Below are 19,159 nucleotides of genomic sequence, written 5' to 3'. Positions count from 1 at the left end.
TACTAATGAGCACTCCAACATCCTCAATAGCAGTCGATCAAAGCCTGCTTTATCCATCACCGTACAAAGAGTTCTGGCAAGCCTTCTCGAAAAACAAAGGGGCGGTCGCCGGTCTGCTGTTCATGATCCTCGTGGTGTTTTGCGCACTGTTCGCGCCATGGGTTGCCCCACACAACCCCAGCGAACAATTCCGTGACTTCCTGCTGACCCCGCCAGCCTGGCTAGAAGGCGGCCAGCTGCAGTTCCTGCTCGGTACCGATGAGTTGGGGCGTGACCTGCTGTCACGGCTGATCACCGGCTCACGCCTGTCGCTGCTGATCGGTCTGTCATCGGTGGTCATGTCGCTGATTCCGGGCATTCTGCTGGGCCTGTTCGCCGGATTCTTCCCGCGCGTGCTCGGCCCGACCATCATGCGCCTGATGGACATCATGCTGGCCCTGCCCTCCTTGCTGCTGGCTGTGGCGATTGTTGCCATCCTCGGCCCTGGCCTGATCAACACCGTCATCGCCATTGCCGTGGTTTCGTTGCCGTCCTATGTCCGTCTGACCCGCGCTGCGGTGATGGGCGAACTAAACCGCGACTACGTGACCGCCGCGCGCCTGGCCGGTGCCGGTCTGCCGCGCCTGATGTTCATCACCGTGCTGCCTAACTGCATGGCGCCGCTGATCGTTCAGGCGACCTTGAGCTTCTCCTCGGCGATTCTCGATGCCGCAGCCCTGGGCTTCCTCGGCCTTGGCGTACAACCGCCAACCCCTGAGTGGGGCACCATGCTGGCTTCGGCTCGCGACTACATCGAACGCGCCTGGTGGGTCGTCAGCCTGCCTGGTTTGACCATTTTGCTCAGCGTGCTGGCAATCAACTTGATGGGTGACGGCCTGCGCGATGCGCTGGACCCGAAACTCAAGAACGCCGCCTGAGGAGATTCAAATGTCACTGCTAGAAATCAAGAATCTCAACGTTCGCTTTGGCGACAAAAACGCCGTACCGGTGGTCGACGGTCTCGACCTTTCCGTGGACAAGGGCGAAGTACTGGCCATCGTTGGCGAATCGGGTTCCGGCAAGTCCGTGACCATGATGGCGCTGATGGGCCTGATCGAGCACCCGGGCATCGTCACCGCTGACGCCCTCAGCTTCGACGGCCAGGACATGCTCAAGCTCAGCGCCCGCCAACGTCGGCGCATTGTCGGCAAGGACCTGGCGATGGTTTTCCAGGATCCGATGACCGCACTGAACCCGAGCTACACCGTGGGTTTCCAGATCGAAGAAGTGCTGCGTCTGCACCTGAAAATGTCCAGCAAGGCCGCCCGCAAGCGCGCCATCGAGCTGCTGGAAAAAGTCGAAATCCCGGGCGCCGCGAGCCGTATGGACGCCTATCCGCACCAACTCTCCGGCGGTATGAGCCAACGTGTGGCGATTGCCATGGCGATTGCCGGCGAACCCAAACTGCTGATCGCTGACGAACCGACCACCGCGTTGGACGTGACGATTCAGGCGCAGATCATGGATCTGCTGCTCAACCTGCAACAAGAGCACAACATGGGCCTGGTGCTGATCACTCACGACCTGGCGGTGGTTGCCGAAACCGCTCAGCGCGTGTGCGTGATGTACGCCGGCCAAGCGGTAGAAGTCGGTCAGGTGCCGCAGTTGTTCGACATCCCGGCGCACCCGTACAGCGAAGCGCTGCTCAAGGCCATTCCCGAGCACAGCCTGGGTTCCTCGCGCCTGGCCACCCTGCCGGGCATCGTTCCCGGCCGTTATGACCGTCCGCAAGGCTGCCTGCTGTCGCCGCGCTGCCCGTACGTGCAGGACAGCTGTCGTCAACAACGTCCAGGTCTGGACCCGAAAACCAACAGCCTCGCCCGCTGCTTCTACCCCTTGAATCAGGAGGTGGCGTAATGAGCGTCGTTCTCACCGCCCGCGACCTTACCCGTCACTACGAAGTTTCCCGAGGCCTGTTCAAAGGCACCGCGCTGGTTCGCGCGCTCAATGGCGTGTCGTTCGAACTGGAAGCCGGCAAGACCCTCGCTGTTGTAGGCGAGTCGGGCTGCGGTAAATCGACCCTGGCCCGCGCCCTGACGCTGATCGAAGAACCCTCCTCCGGCTCGCTGAAAATCGCAGGGCAAGAAGTGGCCGGTGCCAACAAGGCCGAACGCAAGCAGCTGCGCAAAGACGTGCAGATGGTTTTCCAGAGCCCTTACGCCTCGTTGAATCCACGGCAGAAAATCGGCGACCAGCTCGCTGAACCGCTGCTGATCAACACCAGTCTGTCCGCCGCCGAGCGTCGCGAGAAAGTCCAGGCGATGATGAAACAGGTTGGCTTGCGCCCTGAGCACTACCAGCGTTACCCACACATGTTCTCCGGTGGTCAGCGCCAGCGGATTGCCTTGGCTCGAGCGATGATGTTGCAACCCAAAGTGCTGGTGGCGGACGAACCGACTTCGGCCCTCGACGTGTCGATTCAGGCGCAGGTACTCAACCTGTTCATGGACCTTCAGCAAGAGTTCAACACTGCCTACGTGTTCATCTCTCACAACCTCGCGGTAGTGCGCCACGTCGCCGATCAGGTGCTGGTGATGTACCTCGGCCGTCCGGTGGAAATGGGTCCCAAAGAAGACATCTACACTCGTCCTCTGCACCCTTACACCCAGGCACTGCTGTCGGCTACACCGACCATCCATCCGGACCCGAGCAAGCCGAAAATCAAGATCGTCGGCGAATTGCCTAACCCGCTCAATCCGCCGTCCGGCTGCGCCTTCCACAAGCGCTGCCCGTACGCCACCGAGCGCTGCAGCACCGAAGAACCGGCCCTGCGCTCACTCGACAACCGCCAGGTGGCCTGCCATTACGCCGAGCAATTCGTCGTATAAGCCGGGCATGAAAAAGCGCCCTCTTGGGGGCGCTTTCAACGAGTTATCCAAACCCCTCCATCAGGATTGCGCATCAGTCCGGCAAGAGGGGTTTTCTTTTGTCTGGATCCTTAACCCTGGGTATCGTCTTCGGGATTATCGTCGGTGGTCGAGTCGTCATCGCCTTTACTGCCGCCCTGATCCTGCCCCCCAGATTCGGATTCGGACTTGGCGGCTATCAAACCACTGCCCTGAACACTTTTTGCCGCCCAGAAACCCTGGTCCTGTGCCGCGCCGCTGCTCGCCCACGCTGCCGAAGTGCCCACCGACAGCAACACCAGCACTTTGATCAGTAAAACCATGCGTTGAAAAATGCTCATAGCTGATTCCATCCTTTCGTAGGTGAATCACCGAAGCCACAGACCTTGTGCGCAAGGACCGCAGCGCTGTCTGAAATCTAGTCCGGATATTCGGGATACACCAGATATGACACTAATGGAGGTCACCAAATGCCCTTCGTCAACAGACGGGTTTGGACTAATGTTTATTTCAAATCGCTATTTAATGAATGACCAATACTTGTGGCTAGAGAGCTGGCTCCCACTGGTCGGTCCGCGCTCGGGCGCAGCAGAAGTGAAACAGTTAGATGCGGTGTTCCTGAAACACCGTGCCGGATGAATTCAGGGCCGCAGCCCAACGGGAGCAAGCTCCCTCGCCACAATTGACCTCGCTCCACTGTAGGTCCTGCCGCAGGCTGCGATGTTTTTCGGGCCAGCACCGCACGTCCTACACCCGCCTCGGAAATCCCTCCACATCAAGAATGGGCGACCTCAGAGGCGCCCGTTTTTTGATTACTGGGTGTCAGATCTGCCAATGATCGTTCCCACGCTCTGCGTCACTGCCGAAGCGGACGCGGAGCGTCCAGTGAGGCATTCCCACGCAGAGCGTGGGAACGATCTATCCCATTCTTCCAGACACACCGCATGCAGCGACTTTACGACTGCTTCGCCCGAGCGCGGACTGGCCGGCGGAAGCAAGCTCCCTCGCCACAAAGATCGAAGTCGCCTGCAAAAAAAAAGCCCACTGTTTTCACAGTGGGCTTTCGGGTGTCACCAGCCAGTGCTTAGTGATGCTCACGCGTCGCACGGAATTTCACGTCCGGCCAGCGCTCTTCCATCAGGGCCAGGTTGACCCGGGTCGGGGCCAGGTAAGTCAGGTGACCGCCGCCGTCGAGGGCGAGGTTTTCCACAGCCTTGACGCTGAACTCTTCCAGCTTCTTCTTATCGCTGCAATCAATCCAGCGGGCGGACCACACGGTGATCGGCTCATAAGCGCACTCGACCTTGTATTCCTCTTTCAAGCGGCTGGCGACCACATCGAACTGCAGCACACCAACGGCACCAAGGATGATGTCGTTGCTGCGCTCCGGGAAGAACACCTGGGTTGCGCCTTCTTCGGCCAGCTGTTGCAGGCCTTGTCGAAGCTGCTTGGACTTGAGCGGGTCCTTCAGACGCACGCGACGGAACAGTTCCGGGGCGAAGTGCGGGATCCCGGTGAAACCCAGTACCTCGCCTTCGGTGAAGGTGTCGCCGATCTGGATCGTGCCGTGGTTGTGCAGGCCGATGATGTCGCCGGCGAAGGCTTCTTCCAGTTGCTCACGCTCGGAGGAGAAGAAGGTCAGCGCATCGCCGATCCGCACATCCTTGCCAGTCCGTACGTGGCGCATTTTCATGCCCTTGTCGTACTTGCCGGAACAAATACGCATGAAGGCAATCCGGTCACGGTGTTTAGGATCCATGTTTGCCTGGATCTTGAACACGAAGCCGGTGAATTTCTCCTCAACCGGCTCGACCGTACGCTCGTTCGCGACACGGGCCAGCGGCTTGGGCGCCCAGTTGACCACGGCATCGAGCACGTGATCGACACCGAAGTTGCCCAGGGCGGTCCCGAAGAACACCGGGGTCAGCTGGCCGTCCATGAATTCCTGTTGATTGAATTCGTGGCAAGCACCCTGCACCAGTTCCAGTTGATCGACGAAACGGTCGTATTCATCACCCAGGTGCGCGCGGGCTTCATCGGAATCGAGCTTCTTGATGATTTTCACATCGGTGCGCTCGTGGCCGTGGCCGGCGGTGTAAACAATGATGTAGTCGTCGGCGAGGTGGTACACGCCCTTGAAGTCGCGGTAGCAACCGATCGGCCAAGTGATCGGCGCGGCTTTGATCTTCAGGACCGCTTCGATCTCGTCGAGCAGCTCGATGGGGTCACGAATGTCCCGGTCGAGTTTGTTGATGAAGCTGACAATCGGTGTATCGCGTAAACGGCAGACGTCCATCAGGGCGATGGTCCGTGGTTCGACGCCTTTACCACCGTCGAGCACCATCAGCGCCGAGTCGACCGCAGTCAGGGTGCGGTAGGTGTCTTCGGAGAAGTCTTCGTGGCCCGGGGTGTCGAGCAGGTTGATCATGTGATCGCGATACGGGAACTGCATGACCGACGTGGTAATGGAGATACCACGCTGCTTTTCCATTTCCATCCAGTCGGAGGTGGCATGACGGTCCGACTTACGGGATTTGACCGTACCGGCCACCGCAATAGCCTTGCCCATCAGCAACAACTTCTCGGTGATGGTGGTTTTACCCGCATCGGGGTGGGAAATAATGGCGAAAGTGCGGCGTTTCGCGACTTCGGCGGCCTGTTTGGTCATGGGAAATCGCCTGGCAGGTGATTCAAAAAAAGGGCCGCGATTATAGCCCAAGTTGAACCCGGAACCGAACCGTTGAGCACATCAGGAACCGAAAACCAACCCATCAGCCTGACAAAGCGGCGCCGGCCTGATCTGACGACATCGCGGGCAAGGACTCGGTCTGTCAGAAAATCCCGCCCATTTCCCCCGATCGGGGAACATCAGCCTGTCATCTGGGTCGGTTACATAAGTGGCTGGCCAGGAGCTCGCGACGGACGCGTGCAAAAACGCGACATTTTTTGTTGATCTCAAGCTCCTCACGCCCTAAAGTTCGCGCCGAACGTCCATGCTGGAAACGATCCATCCGGCTCAAGTACTGACGACGAGACAGCAAGGTCACCCGTAGCGCTCTGCACGGTTGACCTTTTTGCTTTCGGCGGACATGCCTTGGGAAGTAGGCGAACCAAAGTGGGGATACGGAGGACGTTCATTTGCACCCATTGTTTTTACCCGTTTGCCATTAGGAGCTCCCAAGTATGTCGATCAATGTCGAAGACTATTTCGCGCGCGAAACCTTTCAGAAAATGAAGGCCTTCGCCGACAAACAAGAAACCCCGTTCGTGGTCATCGACACCGCGATGATTGCCCAGGCCTATGACGACCTGCGCGCTGGTTTCGAATTTGCCAAGGTTTACTACGCGGTCAAGGCCAACCCGGCCGTCGAAATCATTGACCTGCTCAAAGAGAAAGGTTCGAGCTTCGACATCGCCTCGATCTACGAGCTCGATAAAGTCCTGAACCAGGGCGTCAGCCCGGATCGCATCAGCTACGGCAACACCATCAAGAAATCCAGGGACATCCGCTACTTCTACGAGAAGGGCGTGCGTCTGTACTCCACCGACTCCGAAGCGGACCTGCGCAACATCGCCAAGGCTGCACCGGGCTCGAAAGTCTATGTGCGCATCCTCACCGAAGGCTCGACCACGGCTGACTGGCCACTGTCGCGCAAATTCGGCTGCCAGACCGACATGGCCATGGACCTGCTGATCCTCGCTCGCGACCTGGGCCTGGTGCCATACGGCGTATCGTTCCACGTTGGTTCGCAGCAGCGCGACATCAGCGTCTGGGACGCAGCAATCGCCAAGGTCAAAGTGATCTTCGAACGTCTGAAAGAAGAAGACGGCATCCACCTCAAGCTGATCAACATGGGCGGCGGCTTCCCGGCCAACTACATCACCCGCACCAACAGCCTGGAAACCTACGCCGAAGAAATCATCCGTTTCCTCAAGGAAGATTTCGGTGACGACCTGCCGGAAATCATCCTGGAACCAGGCCGTTCGCTGATCGCCAACGCCGGCATCCTGGTCAGCGAAGTGGTGCTGGTAGCCCGTAAATCCCGTACCGCCGTAGAGCGATGGGTGTACACGGATGTGGGCAAATTCTCCGGCCTGATCGAAACCATGGACGAAGCCATCAAGTTCCCGATCTGGACCGAGAAAAAAGGCGAGATGGAAGAAGTGGTCATCGCCGGCCCAACCTGCGACAGCGCCGACATCATGTACGAGAACTACAAGTACGGCTTGCCACTGAACCTGGCCATCGGCGACCGCTTGTACTGGCTGTCCACCGGCGCATACACCACCAGCTACAGCGCCGTTGAGTTCAATGGCTTCCCGCCGCTGAAGTCGTTCTACGTTTAAACGCAGATCGCTGAAATTAAAAAGCCCATGACGTGTCATGGGCTTTTTTTTTTGTGTGCCGTTGATCGTTCCCACGCTCTGCGTAGGAATGACTCCATGGACGCTCTGCGTCCAATGTGACGCAGAGCGTCACAGGCTGCGTTCCCAAGCGGGAGCGTGGGAACGATCTAAATCTAACTTATCCCGCCAACTCGACTGCCCGCTGCTGATAATCCGTGGCCAGCGCCTGGATCTGCGGATCGCTCGCGCTCAACAGCGCTGAGCCTGCCACTCTCATGAATTCTGATTCACATGTGAAGTCGCCAGGCCCCGCTCATCACGATGAGCGGGGCTTTTGCATGTAAAGAGGAATGTTTCTCGACAACCCACGGCATAATGCACGCCGTGAATTTTTCTTGAACAAACAGTTTCAGATGAACAAGGCGGTCGACGTGTTGAAGAAAACCCTGTTCCAGCTGCATTGGTTCTTCGGCATCAGTGCCGGGCTGGTGCTGGCCTTGATGGGCATTACCGGTGCGGCGGTGTCGTTTCAGGACGAGATCCTGCGGGCACTGAACCCACAGGTCTTGCAGGTCGGGAAGCCGCTGGCCGGTGTGCTGCCGCCTGCCGAACTGGTGGAGAAAATCGAGGCCGCTGAAGGCAAAAAGGTCTCGATGCTCTGGGTCGAAACCGACAGCGGTAACGCCGCGCGGGTGTTCTTCACCCCGCCGCCCGGCGAGCGTCGCGGACAGATGCGCTACTTCGACCCCTACACCGGCGACTTCATGGGCGATGCTACAGGTCAGGACTTCTTTGGCCTGATGCTGCAGCTGCACCGCTTCCTGGCGATGGGCGATACCGGCCGGCAAATCACCGGCGCCTGCACGCTGATTCTGATTTTCTTCTGCCTGTCCGGCCTCTATCTGCGCTGGCCGCGGCAGGTCGCAAGCTGGCGCGCCTGGCTGACCTTCGACTGGGCAAAAAAAGGCCGCAGCTTCAATTGGGACCTGCATTCGGTGGTCGGTACCTGGTGCCTGATTTTCTATCTGCTGGCGGCATTGACCGGATTGTCCTGGTCCTATGAGTGGTACAACAAAGGCCTGAACAAGCTGCTCTCGGATTCTCCCGATAGCCAGATGCGTAAAGGCGGCCGAGGCGCACCGCCGTCCGGCCCGGCACCGACCGCCGATTACCGCGCGATGTGGAGCAGCATCTACAGCACTGCCGGCCCAGGCTTGAGTGCCTACAACATCCGCATGCCGCCAGTGGCCGGACAACCGGCCACGGTGTTTTACCTGCTGAAGAACTCGCCCCATGATCGTGCGCTGAACCAGATCATGCTCGATCCGGCCAATGGCGCTGTCAGCCGGCATGATCGCTATGCCGACAAAAGCTTCAAGGCACAACTGCTGACCAGTATTTACGCGCTGCATGTCGGCAGTTACTTCGGGATTGTGGGGCGCATTGTGCTGACCCTCGCCGCCCTGACCATGCCGCTGTTCTTTGTCACCGGCTGGCTGTTGTACCTGGATCGTCGACGCAAGAAACGCCAGGTAAAAGACGCCCGCAAAGGCCTGGGTCATAACAACAGCGATGCACCGGCCTGGCTGATCGGTTTCGCCAGCCAAAGCGGTTTTGCCGAACAGCTGGCGTGGCAAACCGCCGGCCAATTGCAGGCCGCCGGGGTGCCGGTCAAGGTGCAGCCATTGGCGGATGTCAGCGAACAGCATTTGCGAGAGTCAAACCACGCGTTGTTCGTGGTCAGTACTTTCGGCGACGGTGAAGCACCGGACAGCGCCCGAGGCTTCGAACGCAAAGTGCTCGGACAGGCGTTGACACTAAACAACCTCAATTACACGGTGCTGGGTCTCGGTGATCGGCAGTATCAGCACTTCTGTGGCTTTGCCCGACGTCTGCACGCCTGGCTCGCAGAACATGGCGGCGCCACGCTGTTCGCCCCGATTGAAGTCGACAGCGGCGACCCCTACGCCCTGCGGCACTGGCAACAGCAACTCGGTCAGCTGACCGGGCATACCCCGGTGGACACCTGGAAAGCACCGAGTTTCGACAACTGGACGCTGAGCCAGCGCAGGCTACTCAACCCTGACAGCAGTGGCTCAGGCGTGTATTTGCTGGGGCTGACCGCGCCAACCGCCAGCAGTTGGCTGGCCGGCGATCTGGTGGAAATCCTGCCGCGCAACAGCGGTGCTGCAGTCGAGCATTTTCTGAGTGGGATGAGCCTGCCTGCGACAGCTCCAGTCCAGCTCGACGGCTTGCAGGAAACCCTGGCCCAGGCCCTGGCAGGTCGCCAGCTGCCCGACAATCGTGTTCATCTGGTCGGTCTGCAAACCCAGGCATTGGTCGATGCCCTGGTGCCGTTGGCCATGCGCGAATACTCGATTGCCTCGATCGCCAGCGACGGCCTACTGGAACTGATCGTGCGTCAGGAGCGTCACGCCGATGGCAGTCTGGGCATCGGCTCCGGCTGGCTGACCGAACATGCGCCGCTGGGTTCTGCCATCAGCCTGCGGGTGCGGCGCAACAGCGGTTTCCATCTTCCCGCAGAACCACGACCGCTAATCCTGCTAGGCAACGGCACCGGGCTGGCGGGGCTGCGCAGCCTGCTCAAAGCACGCATCGCCGATGGTCAGCAACGCAACTGGTTGTTGTTCGGTGAGCGTAATGCCGAGCATGACTTCCATTGCCGGGACGAGCTGCACGAATGGCTGGCATGCCGCGATCTGGCGCGCCTGGACCTGGCGTTCTCGCGGGATCAGCAAGAGAAGATCTATGTGCAGGATCGACTGCGCGACGCAGCCGAAGAGTTGAAAAAGTGGCTGGCCGATGGTGCGGCCATTTATATCTGCGGCAGCCTGCAAGGGATGGCGGCGGGTGTGGATCAGGTGCTCAATGACGTGCTGGGGGCTCAAGAGGTTGAGAAGCTGATCGAGCAAGGGCGTTATCGACGGGATGTGTACTGATACACCGAGTAACTGATCGCTCCCGCGAGGGAATGCATCCGTGCCGCTGCGCGTCACATCCAAAGCGTCCAGAGCGGCATTCCCACGCTGAGCGTGGGAATGATCATAACGCGGTGCTCCAGCTAGACCGCGTTGACCTTTTCGCGGGCCAGCCTCGCGCCTACAGGATTAAGCCAGAGACCTCAGGCCTTGACCGGCTCTAACGCCAACTCGACCACTTCCTGCCGCTTGATCAGCGCATACGTCACCGCCGTCAGCAAACTCCCGGCGACAATCGCCAAGAGATACAACAACGCATGGTTGATTGCATTCGGGATCAGCATAACGAACAGCCCACCGTGCGGCGCCATCAGCTTGCAGCTGAAGTACATCGACATTGCGCCAGTCAACGCACCGCCGGCGATGCTCGCCGGGATCACCCGCAACGGGTCCTTGGCGGCAAACGGGATCGCCCCTTCGGAGATAAAGCACAGGCCGAGCACAAATGCCGCTTTGCCGGCTTCACGCTCGGCCTGGGCAAACTTGCGGCGGGCGATGAACGTAGCGATGCCCATACCAATCGGCGGCACCATACCGGCAGCCATGGTAGTGGCCATCGGTGCATAACTTTGCGATGCCAGCAGGCCCACCGAGAACGCATAAGCGGCTTTGTTGATCGGCCCACCAAGGTCAACGCACATCATGCCGCCGAGCAACACACCGAGCAGAATCGCGTTGGTCGTGCCCATGCTGTCGAGGAAGTGAGTCAGCCCTTCAAGCAACCCGGCAACCGGTTTACCCACCACGTAGATCATCACCAGCCCCGTGAACAGGCTCGCCAGCAACGGGATGATCAGGATTGGCTTCAACGCTTCGAGACTTTGCGGCAAGCGCGCCCAGCGATTGATCGCTTGCGCGGCATAACCGGCGATAAAACCGGCAATGATCCCACCGATAAAACCCGCCCCCAGGGTACTGGCCAACAGACCGCCAATCATCCCCGGCGCCAGGCCCGGACGGTCTGCGATCGAGTAGGCGATGTAACCGGCAAGCAGCGGCACCATCAGCTTGAATGCGCTCTCGCCACCGATCTGCATCAGCGCCGCGGCCAGGGTCCCTGGCTCTTTGAACGCCGTGATACCGAAGACAAATGACAAGGCGATCATCAACCCACCGGCCACCACCATCGGCAACATGAACGACACACCGGTCAGAAGGTGCTTGTAGGCACCGGTTTTTTCTTGCTTGGCCGGACCTTTGGTGCCGGTCGCAGCACTTTCCTGCTGCCCCTCGGCCAACGCTTTATTCAGCGTGGTTTCGGCCTGTTTCAAGGCGATGCCCGTGCCGCAGCGGTAAATCCTCTTGCCGGCAAAACGCTCAGTGGCGACTTCGATATCCGCCGCCAGCAATACCACATCGGCGTCGGCAATCGCCGCTGCGCTCAAGGGATTACGTGCACCGACCGAGCCCTGGGTTTCCACCAGCAGCTCATAGCCCAGGCGCTTGGCCGCTTGCTGTAATGCTTCGGCCGCCATAAAGGTATGAGCGACGCCGGTCGGGCAAGCGGTCACTGCGACCAGCCGTGGCGCGCTTTTGCCAACGGCGGCCGGCGTGGCAACCGCGTCGGGCGCGGCATAGATCTGCGCCTCCTCGGCACCGCGTCGCAATACCGCTTCGACGTCTTGCAGCGCTTGAGCCGGCGAGCTCTGAAACACTCGCTTGCCAACAAAGCGCAACATATCCACCGGCGCGCTGCTGACCACCAGCACCCACTCAGCAGCTTCGATGGTCGCGGCCGACAACTGGCGTTCCGGATGCGCCGCGTCATGCACTTCGACGCTGGTGCTCCAACCCTGGCGTTGCGCCGCTGCGTCGAGCAAACGCGCGCAGAGCACACTGGTGACCATGCCATTCGGGCAGGCAGTAACAATGGCTAACTTCATTACGAACCCTCTTATTGTTCTGTCAGGGGATGAATACGAACACCCTGTTCGAGCTGCGCCAGTTGCGCGGCATCGTTGATTCCAAAACCGATCTGGGTAACGGCCATGGCGGCAATCGCGGTGGCCGTGCGCAAGGTATGTTCAGGGGTATGAGCACTGAGCAAACCGTGCAGCATCCCCGCCAGCAATGAATCGCCAGCACCGACGGTACTGGCGACACGGACCTTCGGTGGCAGTGCCTGCAAGGCACAACCGACGCTGAACCAGTTCACACCGTCGGCACCTTGGGAAATCACCACATGCTCGACACCTTGCGCCCTTAACCGGCTTGCCGACTCGGTTTGCGCAGCCACCGACACGACCGGATAATCCAGCACTTGGGCCAGCTCTTCAGTATTGGGCTTGACCAGCCATGGACCTGCCGCGAGCCCTGCACGCAAGGCTTCGCCGCTGGTATCCAGGGCAACTTTCAAGCCGAGATTTTTCAGGCGGATCAGCAACGTCTGCAACCACTGCGCACTGACGCCCTGCGGCAGACTGCCAGCGACCACTACCGCATCATGCCCGACGGCGATCTGATCGAGACGATCAAGCAACGCCTGTTGAGCGGCTTCACTGACCAGCGGGCCCGGCCCATTCAAGTCGGTGATACGCCCATTGCTTTCAGCCAGTTTGATATTGCTGCGGGTTTCTCCGGGCACGCGAATGAACGCATCGACAAAACCACGCCGGGCAAACAGGGTTTCGAAGGCCTGTAGATTGTCTTCGCCGAGGAAACCGCTGACGGTCAGCTGATGCCCGAGATCGGCCAGCACCTGCGCCACGTTCACACCCTTGCCGGCGGCGTGGGTGTGCATGGCATCACTGCGGTTGACCTGACCGGGCTCCAGGCAGGCCAACTGGACGGTGAGGTCCAGCGCCGGGTTCAGGGTAAGGGTAAGAATCTTAGCCATTACAGTGCCTCCACTAAAGCACGCACTTCATTGGCGCTGCCCACGGCCAACGCCTGCTGAGCAAGGATTTTTGCCTGGCTCAAACCGAGCTCGCGAACCCGCGCCTTGACCTCGGCAATACTGCGCGCCGAGACACTCAATTCATCCACGCCAAGCCCCACCAGCACTGGTACGGCCAACGGATCAGCCGCCAGCTCTCCACACACGCCGACCCATTTGCCGTGGGCATGGGCCGCACGCACGGTGATGTCGATCAGTTGCAACACGGCTGGGTGCAAGCCATCGGCCTGGGCCGACAACGTCGGATGGCCGCGGTCGATGGCCAGGGTGTATTGGGTCAGGTCATTGGTACCGACGCTGAAGAAATCCACTTCCCTGGCCAATACCGGAGCGAGCAACGCCGCCGACGGCACTTCGATCATGATCCCCAATTGTAGATCGGCCACCGGGATTTCCAGACGCAGGCGCTCGGTCATGTCCCTGGCCTGGCGCCACTCATCGACGCTGCCGACCATCGGGAACATGATCCGCAGCGGCCGGTTATCAGCGGCGCGCAGCAAGGCGCGCAACTGGGCTTCCATGATCTGCGGACGTTGCAGGGTCAGACGAATGCCGCGAACACCGAGGAAAGGGTTTTCTTCCTTGGCGATCGGCCAGTAAGGCAGCGGTTTGTCACCGCCAACATCCAGGGTACGCACCACTAAAGGCCGGCCGGCCAAACCATCGAGCACACGGCGGTATTCGGTTTCCTGGGTCGCCTCATCCGGCGCTTGCGTGTGGGCCATGAAAATCAGTTCGGTGCGCAGCAAGCCAATGCCTTCGGCGCCCTGCTCCACGGCACTGACGACACCTGCGCTTTCACCGATATTGGCGAACACTTCAACGGCGTGGCCATCGGTGGTCAACGCCGGTTCGTGGCGCTGGGCCGCTGCGGCTTGCAGACGTTGCTCGCGGGTATCGCGCTCTACGGTGGCGCGCTGCAATGTCGCGGCATCGGCGTCCACATGCAGGCGGCCACGCTGACCGTCGAGCAACAGGGGCGTGCCCGGCGCCAGCAGCAATACCGCAGCGCCGGCACCGACCAGCGCTGGAATGCCCAGCGCCCGCGCGACAATCGCACTGTGGGCGGTGGCGCCACCACGAGCGGTAAGAATCCCGGCAACCCGCGCTGGATCGAGACGCGCCACATCCGAGGGGCCGACCTCATCCATCACCAGAATGTACGGTTGCTCAGGTTCGACCCGGGTTTCGACGCCACACAGCTGCGCCAGCACCCGGCGACCGACATCTCGCAAGTCCGCCGCACGCTCGGCCAGCAGCGCATCATGCAGCGATTCCTGTTGTTTGGCCGCTGCCTCGACCACCGCCATCCATGCAGCCTCGGCGCTTTCACCTTGCTTGAGGCGAGTGTCGACTTCGTCGGTCAGCTCCGGATCGTCGAGCATTTCCTGGTGAGTAATGAAAATCTCGCGGATGGCCTTGGCCTTGCTGCGCTGAATCAGCCCTTCGATGTCACCACGGACATCGGCCAGCGCCTGTTTCAGACGCTCACGTTCAATGGCGGCGGACTCACCACGCAACGGGTAATCGATCGGCTGCAGAACATGAATGTGGGCCGGACCGATGGCAATCCCGGGTGCGGCGGCTATCGCCTGAATCAGACTGCCCGAGGCCGGAACTACCAGCACCGGCTCCACTTCAGCGACGATTTCACGCGGTGCGCTGACCGCCGGCAACGGCTCGACTTCTTCGCCAAGCCCTTCTTCGATGGCCGCCAGCAACGCGGGCAAGGCATCGGCAGCGATGTTCGGTTCAGCGATAAACTCCAGCACCTGGCCACGATGGGCGCCGAGGCTGAGCAACTTGCTCAGGCTCTTCACCGACACCGCACTGTCCTTGCCGTCGACGATCCGCACGCGAATCTCGCCTTCAAAGCTTTTCGCCAGTTGCGCCAGAATCTTCGCCGGACGCGCATGCAAGCCGTGGGCATTGGCCAAGGCGATCCGGGCGCTCGGCCAGTCCGCCGGCAATTCGCCACCGAGTACTTCCAGGACCGCGCGGCTGCTGGTAGCTCGTCCCAACTCGTGGCCGCGACCTTCAATCAGCAACGCGCAAAGGCGTTCGAGCAAGGCTTGGTGGGCTTCACCCAGGCTGGCCAGACAGAACAGACCGCTCAGCGGTTGGCCGAGGTAGCGGATCGGCTTGTCCGGCGTGACGAAGGCCAGGCCTGGACGCTTGACCGTCTGTTCGCTGTGCAACCACCACAGGCCGTCGCCCAGCGGCAGTGCTTCAACCTGTTGCAGTACTGCGGAAAAACCATTGCTCACACAGTCGGCCTGACGCAGCAAACGCGCGCCACGCCAAACCAGCTCTTCGAAATCTTCGGCGGGCACGCCCAACCCGATCATCTGCGCATCCAGCGCCAACTCTTGCGGCGCACCTTGCAGCAGCTTCAACAGGGCCTCGGCGGAACTGGCGCGGCGCAGAGCCTGGCCCAGATCGGTTTCACCCAGGGCGCGGGTGAGCAGTTGCAACAGGTGCAGGTGCTCATCGGATTTGGCGGCAATGCCGATCGCCAGATAGACGATCTGGCCATCACCCCAGTCCACCCCTTCCGGGAACTGCAACAGGCGCACACCGGTGGTGAACACCTTATCGCGGGTTTCAGGGGTGCCATGGGGGATCGCAATACCTTGACCGAGAAAGGTCGAGCCCTGGGCTTCCCGCGCCTGCAAACCGCCGAGGTAACCCTCTTCGACCAGGCCATCAGCGACAAGATGTTCGGCAAGCAGGTGCAGTGCCGCGGACTTATCCACAGCCGACTGGCCCATGGATATCTGCTCTATGGTGAGCTCGAGCATGCTTTCTCCTATTTAGCGCAAGTTCGCGCTAGGTATTGTTTTGAATGAATCAGCTTAGGCTTATTGTCAGAACAGCCTCGGGCGGCTTCTCGGCAGAACCGGCCCAACTCCTTTATACCCCTGAAAACACGCTTGCTGAAACGTTTAATCTAGAATGTTTGGCACGTTACTCGATAATCGCTCATCCTTGAAGCCCTATCTGTCGGTCGCAGTTGCGACGATGGTCGCCCCCTCATTTCGGTTACGATTGGACAAAATGTCGGGGCAAGCTCCAAAACAACAAGGAAATCCCGGGTTGAAACTCAGTGATATCGCCCAACTGGCCGGTGTGTCTGTCACCACCGCCAGCTATGTCATCAACGGCAAGGCCGAACAACAACGGATCAGCCGCAGCACCGTCGAGCGTGTGCAGGCGGTGGTCGAACAACATGGCTTCACGCCTAACCCACAAGCGGCCGGGCTACGCAGCCGGCATACGCGTACCTTGGGTTTCATCCTGCCCGACCTGGAAAACCCCAGTTATGCCAGGATCGCCAAATTGCTCGAACAAGGTGCCCGCGCACGCGGCTATCAGTTATTGATTGCCAGTTCCGACGATGCGCCAGACAGCGAGCGACAATTGCTGCAATTATTCCGCGCCCGACGTTGCGATGCATTGTTCGTCGCCAGCTGCCTGCCGCCCGATGATGACAGCTATCGCCAGTTGCAGGCCAAGGGCCTGCCGATCATTGCCATCGACCGGGTCATGGAGCCCGAGCATTTCTGCTCGGTGATCAGCGATGATCAAGAAGCCAGCTTGCAACTCACCCGCAGTCTGTTGCAACCCGCACCTCGACAGATCGCGCTCATCGGTGCGCGTCCCGAGCTGAGCATCAGCCAGGAACGTGCAGCAGGCTTCAAGCAGGCCTTGTCCGGATTTGACGGCAAGATCCTGATCGAGCACGGCGAAGCCTTCAGTCGCGATTGCGGACGACAGCTGATGGAGGAGTTACTACAACGCCTCGGCCACTTACCCGATGCGCTGGTAACCACCTCCTATGTGCTGCTCCAGGGCGTGTTCGATGCGCTGCATGACTTCCCGCTCAAATCCCGACCGCTGCGCCTCGGTACGTTCGGCGACACCCAGTTGCTGGACTTCCTGCCGCTGCCGGTGAACGCCATGGCCCAGCAGCATCAACTGATCGCGGACAAAGCGCTGCAACTGGCGTTGGCGGCGATTGAAGAACAACACTATCAACCGGGTGTCCTGGCCATCGCGCGGACCTTTAAGCAGCGTATTCACGAGGCGTGAACGTGGAGCTGATCGACAGCCATACCCATCTGGACTTTCCGGATTTCGACGAAGATCGCCAAGCGCTGCTGGCTGACAGCCGCATCCTCGGGGTGCGACGAATGGTGGTGCTGGGGGTTTATCAGCGAAATTGGCAGCGGGTATGGGATCTGGTGCAAAGCGACCCGGACCTGCATGCCGCGTTCGGCTTGCATCCGGCGTACCTCGATGAGCATCGCCCGGCGGACCTGACCGAGCTTGGCGACTGGCTGACCCGTCTGGCCGGCCATCCGCAGCTGTGTGCGGTGGGAGAGATCGGTCTCGATTATTTTCTCGAACATCTCGACCGCGAACGGCAACAAGCGCTGTTTGAAGCGCAGTTACAACTGGCGGCAGATTTTCAGTTACCGGCGCTGCTGCATGTCCGCCGTAGCCATGCGACCACGATCGCGACCCTCAAACGTTTTCGCTTGAAGCGCGCGGGCATCATCCATGCCTTTGCCGGCAGTCAGGAAGAGGCCCGCGAATACATCAAACTCGGTTTCAAACTGGGCCTGGGCGGCGCCGCGACCTGGCCGCAGGCGCTGCGCATGCACAAAGTCATCAAAGGCTTACCGCTGGATGCCGTCGTGCTGGAAACCGATTCGCCGGATATGGCGCCCGCCATGTATCCAGGCCAGCGCAACAGCCCGCAGCACTTACCGGCGATCTGTTCGGCGCTGGCCGAAATCATGGCCATCAGCCCCCAGCAACTGGCGGTGGCGAGCACTGCCAACGCCTGTGATTTGTTCAACTGGAATCAGTCGCAATAGGCCTTGGCAGCCTACAGGATCATGCTCACTCGCCACATGGCCTGGAAGCTGCCCACTCAATGATGGCTGCCGACCTCAAACCCGGAACGCACTGATCAACGCCTTCAACTGCACCACCTGCGCGGAAAGCTGACGGCTGGCATCTTCGGTCTGGTGCGCACCTTCAGCGGTGCGCTCGCCGGCGCGGTTGATCTCGACGATGTTTTGATCGATATCGTGGGCCACTGCGGTTTGTTGCTCGACTGCCGCTGCGATCTGTTGGTTCTGATCGACGATCATCCCTACTGCTCCAAGGATGTTTTCCAGCGCCTGCTGAACCTTTTCCGACTGGCTGACCGTTCCGTTGGCCATCTGATGGCTAACACCCATGGCTTTCACCGCCGCGCCGACACCGCTGTGCAACCTGGCAATCATTTGCTCGATTTCTTCAGTCGATTGCTGAGTACGCTTGGCCAATGTCCGGACCTCATCGGCCACCACAGCAAAACCGCGCCCCTGTGCACCGGCACGCGCCGCCTCAATGGCCGCATTGAGCGCCAACAGGTTGGTCTGCTCGGCAATGCTTTTGATCACTTCAAGTACACGGCTGATGGATTGGCTGTCACTCGCCAACTGATTGATCACCAATACTGACTGGTCAATCTCGCCGGCCAGCTGAGCAATGCTGCCCTGCTGAGACACCACCAAACCACGGCCGCTGACCGTTTCGTCGTTGACGCTGTGGGCGCTACTGACCGCCGCCGCTGCGCTACGGGCCACTTCCTGGGCAGTCGCCGACATCTGATTCATGGCCGTGGCAACCTGTTCAATCTGGCTGCGCTGACCGGCGACGGCCTGATTGCTGCGAGCCGATACCGATTCAACCTGACCGGCCTGACGCTCGACTTCACTGACGGTCTTGCCCACCAGTTCGATCAGGTCATGGATTTTCGCCACGGTACCGTTGAACACATTGCCTAATTCACCCAACTCGTCGCGACTGTGGGCGGTGAAAGTGACAGTCATGTCCCCCGCCGCGACCTTATCCATCACCGCTCCCAGGCGTTTGAGGGTAGTGCGGGTCGAAGCGTAGAAACCGCCGTAGAGGTAAACGATCAATAAAAACACCGCGGCCAGTGCAACCACCAACGCCACCATCTGTGTGCGGTT

The 19,159-nt window shown here is 60.1% G+C and carries 13 protein-coding genes; 7 read left to right on the top strand and 6 right to left on the bottom strand.

From position 1 onward, the window contains the following. Positions 1 to 5: 5 nt before the first annotated feature. The 3 genes from AC07VR_RS00465 to AC07VR_RS00455 are packed head-to-tail and all read left to right on the top strand — an operon-like array spanning position 6 to position 2,867. Positions 6 to 917, top strand: a complete 912-nt coding sequence (locus AC07VR_RS00465; protein WP_494995326.1) for an ABC transporter permease subunit — start codon at positions 6 to 8, stop codon at positions 915 to 917. A gap of 10 nt (positions 918 to 927) precedes the next feature. Next, positions 928 to 1,896, top strand: coding sequence for an ABC transporter ATP-binding protein (locus AC07VR_RS00460; RefSeq protein WP_494995327.1), 969 nt, complete (start codon positions 928 to 930; stop codon positions 1,894 to 1,896). Continuing rightward, the gene (locus tag AC07VR_RS00455) at positions 1,896 to 2,867 is read left to right on the top strand and encodes a peptide ABC transporter ATP-binding protein (RefSeq protein WP_495010225.1); all 972 of its coding nucleotides are present in this window, start codon (positions 1,896 to 1,898) and stop codon (positions 2,865 to 2,867) included. Before AC07VR_RS00460 ends, AC07VR_RS00455 begins: the two co-directional genes overlap by 1 nt. Before the next feature lie 110 nt (positions 2,868 to 2,977). Here the strand turns inward: AC07VR_RS00455 and AC07VR_RS00450 are convergent, their stop codons facing one another. Together AC07VR_RS00450 and AC07VR_RS00445 are read right to left on the bottom strand one after the other, a co-directional pair. Then, on the bottom strand, positions 2,978 to 3,226 hold the full coding sequence (locus AC07VR_RS00450) for a hypothetical protein (RefSeq protein WP_495010224.1): 249 nt from the start codon (positions 3,224 to 3,226) through the stop codon (positions 2,978 to 2,980). A gap of 743 nt (positions 3,227 to 3,969) precedes the next feature. Further along, a complete protein-coding gene (locus tag AC07VR_RS00445) occupies positions 3,970 to 5,553 on the bottom strand; it encodes a peptide chain release factor 3 (protein ID WP_494995330.1) in 1,584 nt (527 codons plus the stop codon). 515 nt (positions 5,554 to 6,068) lie between these two features. Here AC07VR_RS00445 and AC07VR_RS00440 point away from each other — a divergent pair. Together AC07VR_RS00440 and AC07VR_RS00435 are read left to right on the top strand one after the other, a co-directional pair. Further along, the gene (locus AC07VR_RS00440; protein ID WP_494995331.1) at positions 6,069 to 7,232 is read left to right on the top strand and encodes a type III PLP-dependent enzyme; all 1,164 of its coding nucleotides are present in this window, start codon (positions 6,069 to 6,071) and stop codon (positions 7,230 to 7,232) included. Positions 7,233 to 7,663: 431 nt separating this feature from the next. Then, on the top strand, positions 7,664 to 10,192 hold the full coding sequence (locus AC07VR_RS00435; RefSeq protein WP_495010371.1) for a PepSY domain-containing protein: 2,529 nt from the start codon (positions 7,664 to 7,666) through the stop codon (positions 10,190 to 10,192). A gap of 182 nt (positions 10,193 to 10,374) precedes the next feature. Here the strand turns inward: AC07VR_RS00435 and AC07VR_RS00430 are convergent, their stop codons facing one another. The 3 genes from AC07VR_RS00430 to ptsP are packed head-to-tail and all read right to left on the bottom strand — an operon-like array spanning position 10,375 to position 15,928. Next, entirely contained in the window at positions 10,375 to 12,114 is a 1,740-nt protein-coding gene (locus AC07VR_RS00430) for a PTS fructose-like transporter subunit IIB (RefSeq protein ID WP_495010223.1), read from the bottom strand. Between the two features lie 11 nt (positions 12,115 to 12,125). Next, positions 12,126 to 13,067, bottom strand: a complete 942-nt coding sequence (gene pfkB, locus AC07VR_RS00425; RefSeq protein WP_495010222.1) for a 1-phosphofructokinase — start codon at positions 13,065 to 13,067, stop codon at positions 12,126 to 12,128. Further along, a complete protein-coding gene (gene ptsP, locus AC07VR_RS00420; protein WP_495010221.1) occupies positions 13,067 to 15,928 on the bottom strand; it encodes a phosphoenolpyruvate--protein phosphotransferase in 2,862 nt (953 codons plus the stop codon). Before ptsP ends, pfkB begins: the two co-directional genes overlap by 1 nt. 295 nt (positions 15,929 to 16,223) lie before the next feature. On the opposite strand from ptsP, the gene cra reads away from it, so the two are divergent. Next, positions 16,224 to 17,219 (top strand): catabolite repressor/activator, encoded by a 996-nt coding sequence (gene cra, locus AC07VR_RS00415; protein WP_494995335.1) that lies wholly within the window; start codon positions 16,224 to 16,226, stop codon positions 17,217 to 17,219. A gap of 2 nt (positions 17,220 to 17,221) precedes the next feature. Beyond that, positions 17,222 to 18,010, top strand: a complete 789-nt coding sequence (locus AC07VR_RS00410) for a TatD family hydrolase (protein WP_495010220.1) — start codon at positions 17,222 to 17,224, stop codon at positions 18,008 to 18,010. 75 nt (positions 18,011 to 18,085) lie between these two features. Here AC07VR_RS00410 and AC07VR_RS00405 read toward each other — a convergent pair whose 3' ends face one another. Further along, on the bottom strand, positions 18,086 to 18,790 hold the full coding sequence (locus tag AC07VR_RS00405) for a methyl-accepting chemotaxis protein (RefSeq protein ID WP_495010370.1): 705 nt from the start codon (positions 18,788 to 18,790) through the stop codon (positions 18,086 to 18,088). Positions 18,791 to 19,159 lie beyond the last annotated feature (369 nt).

The organism is Pseudomonas sp. GW821-FHT02H09, assembly GCF_059421425.1.
This window is presented reverse-complemented; position numbering and strand designations above follow the sequence as displayed.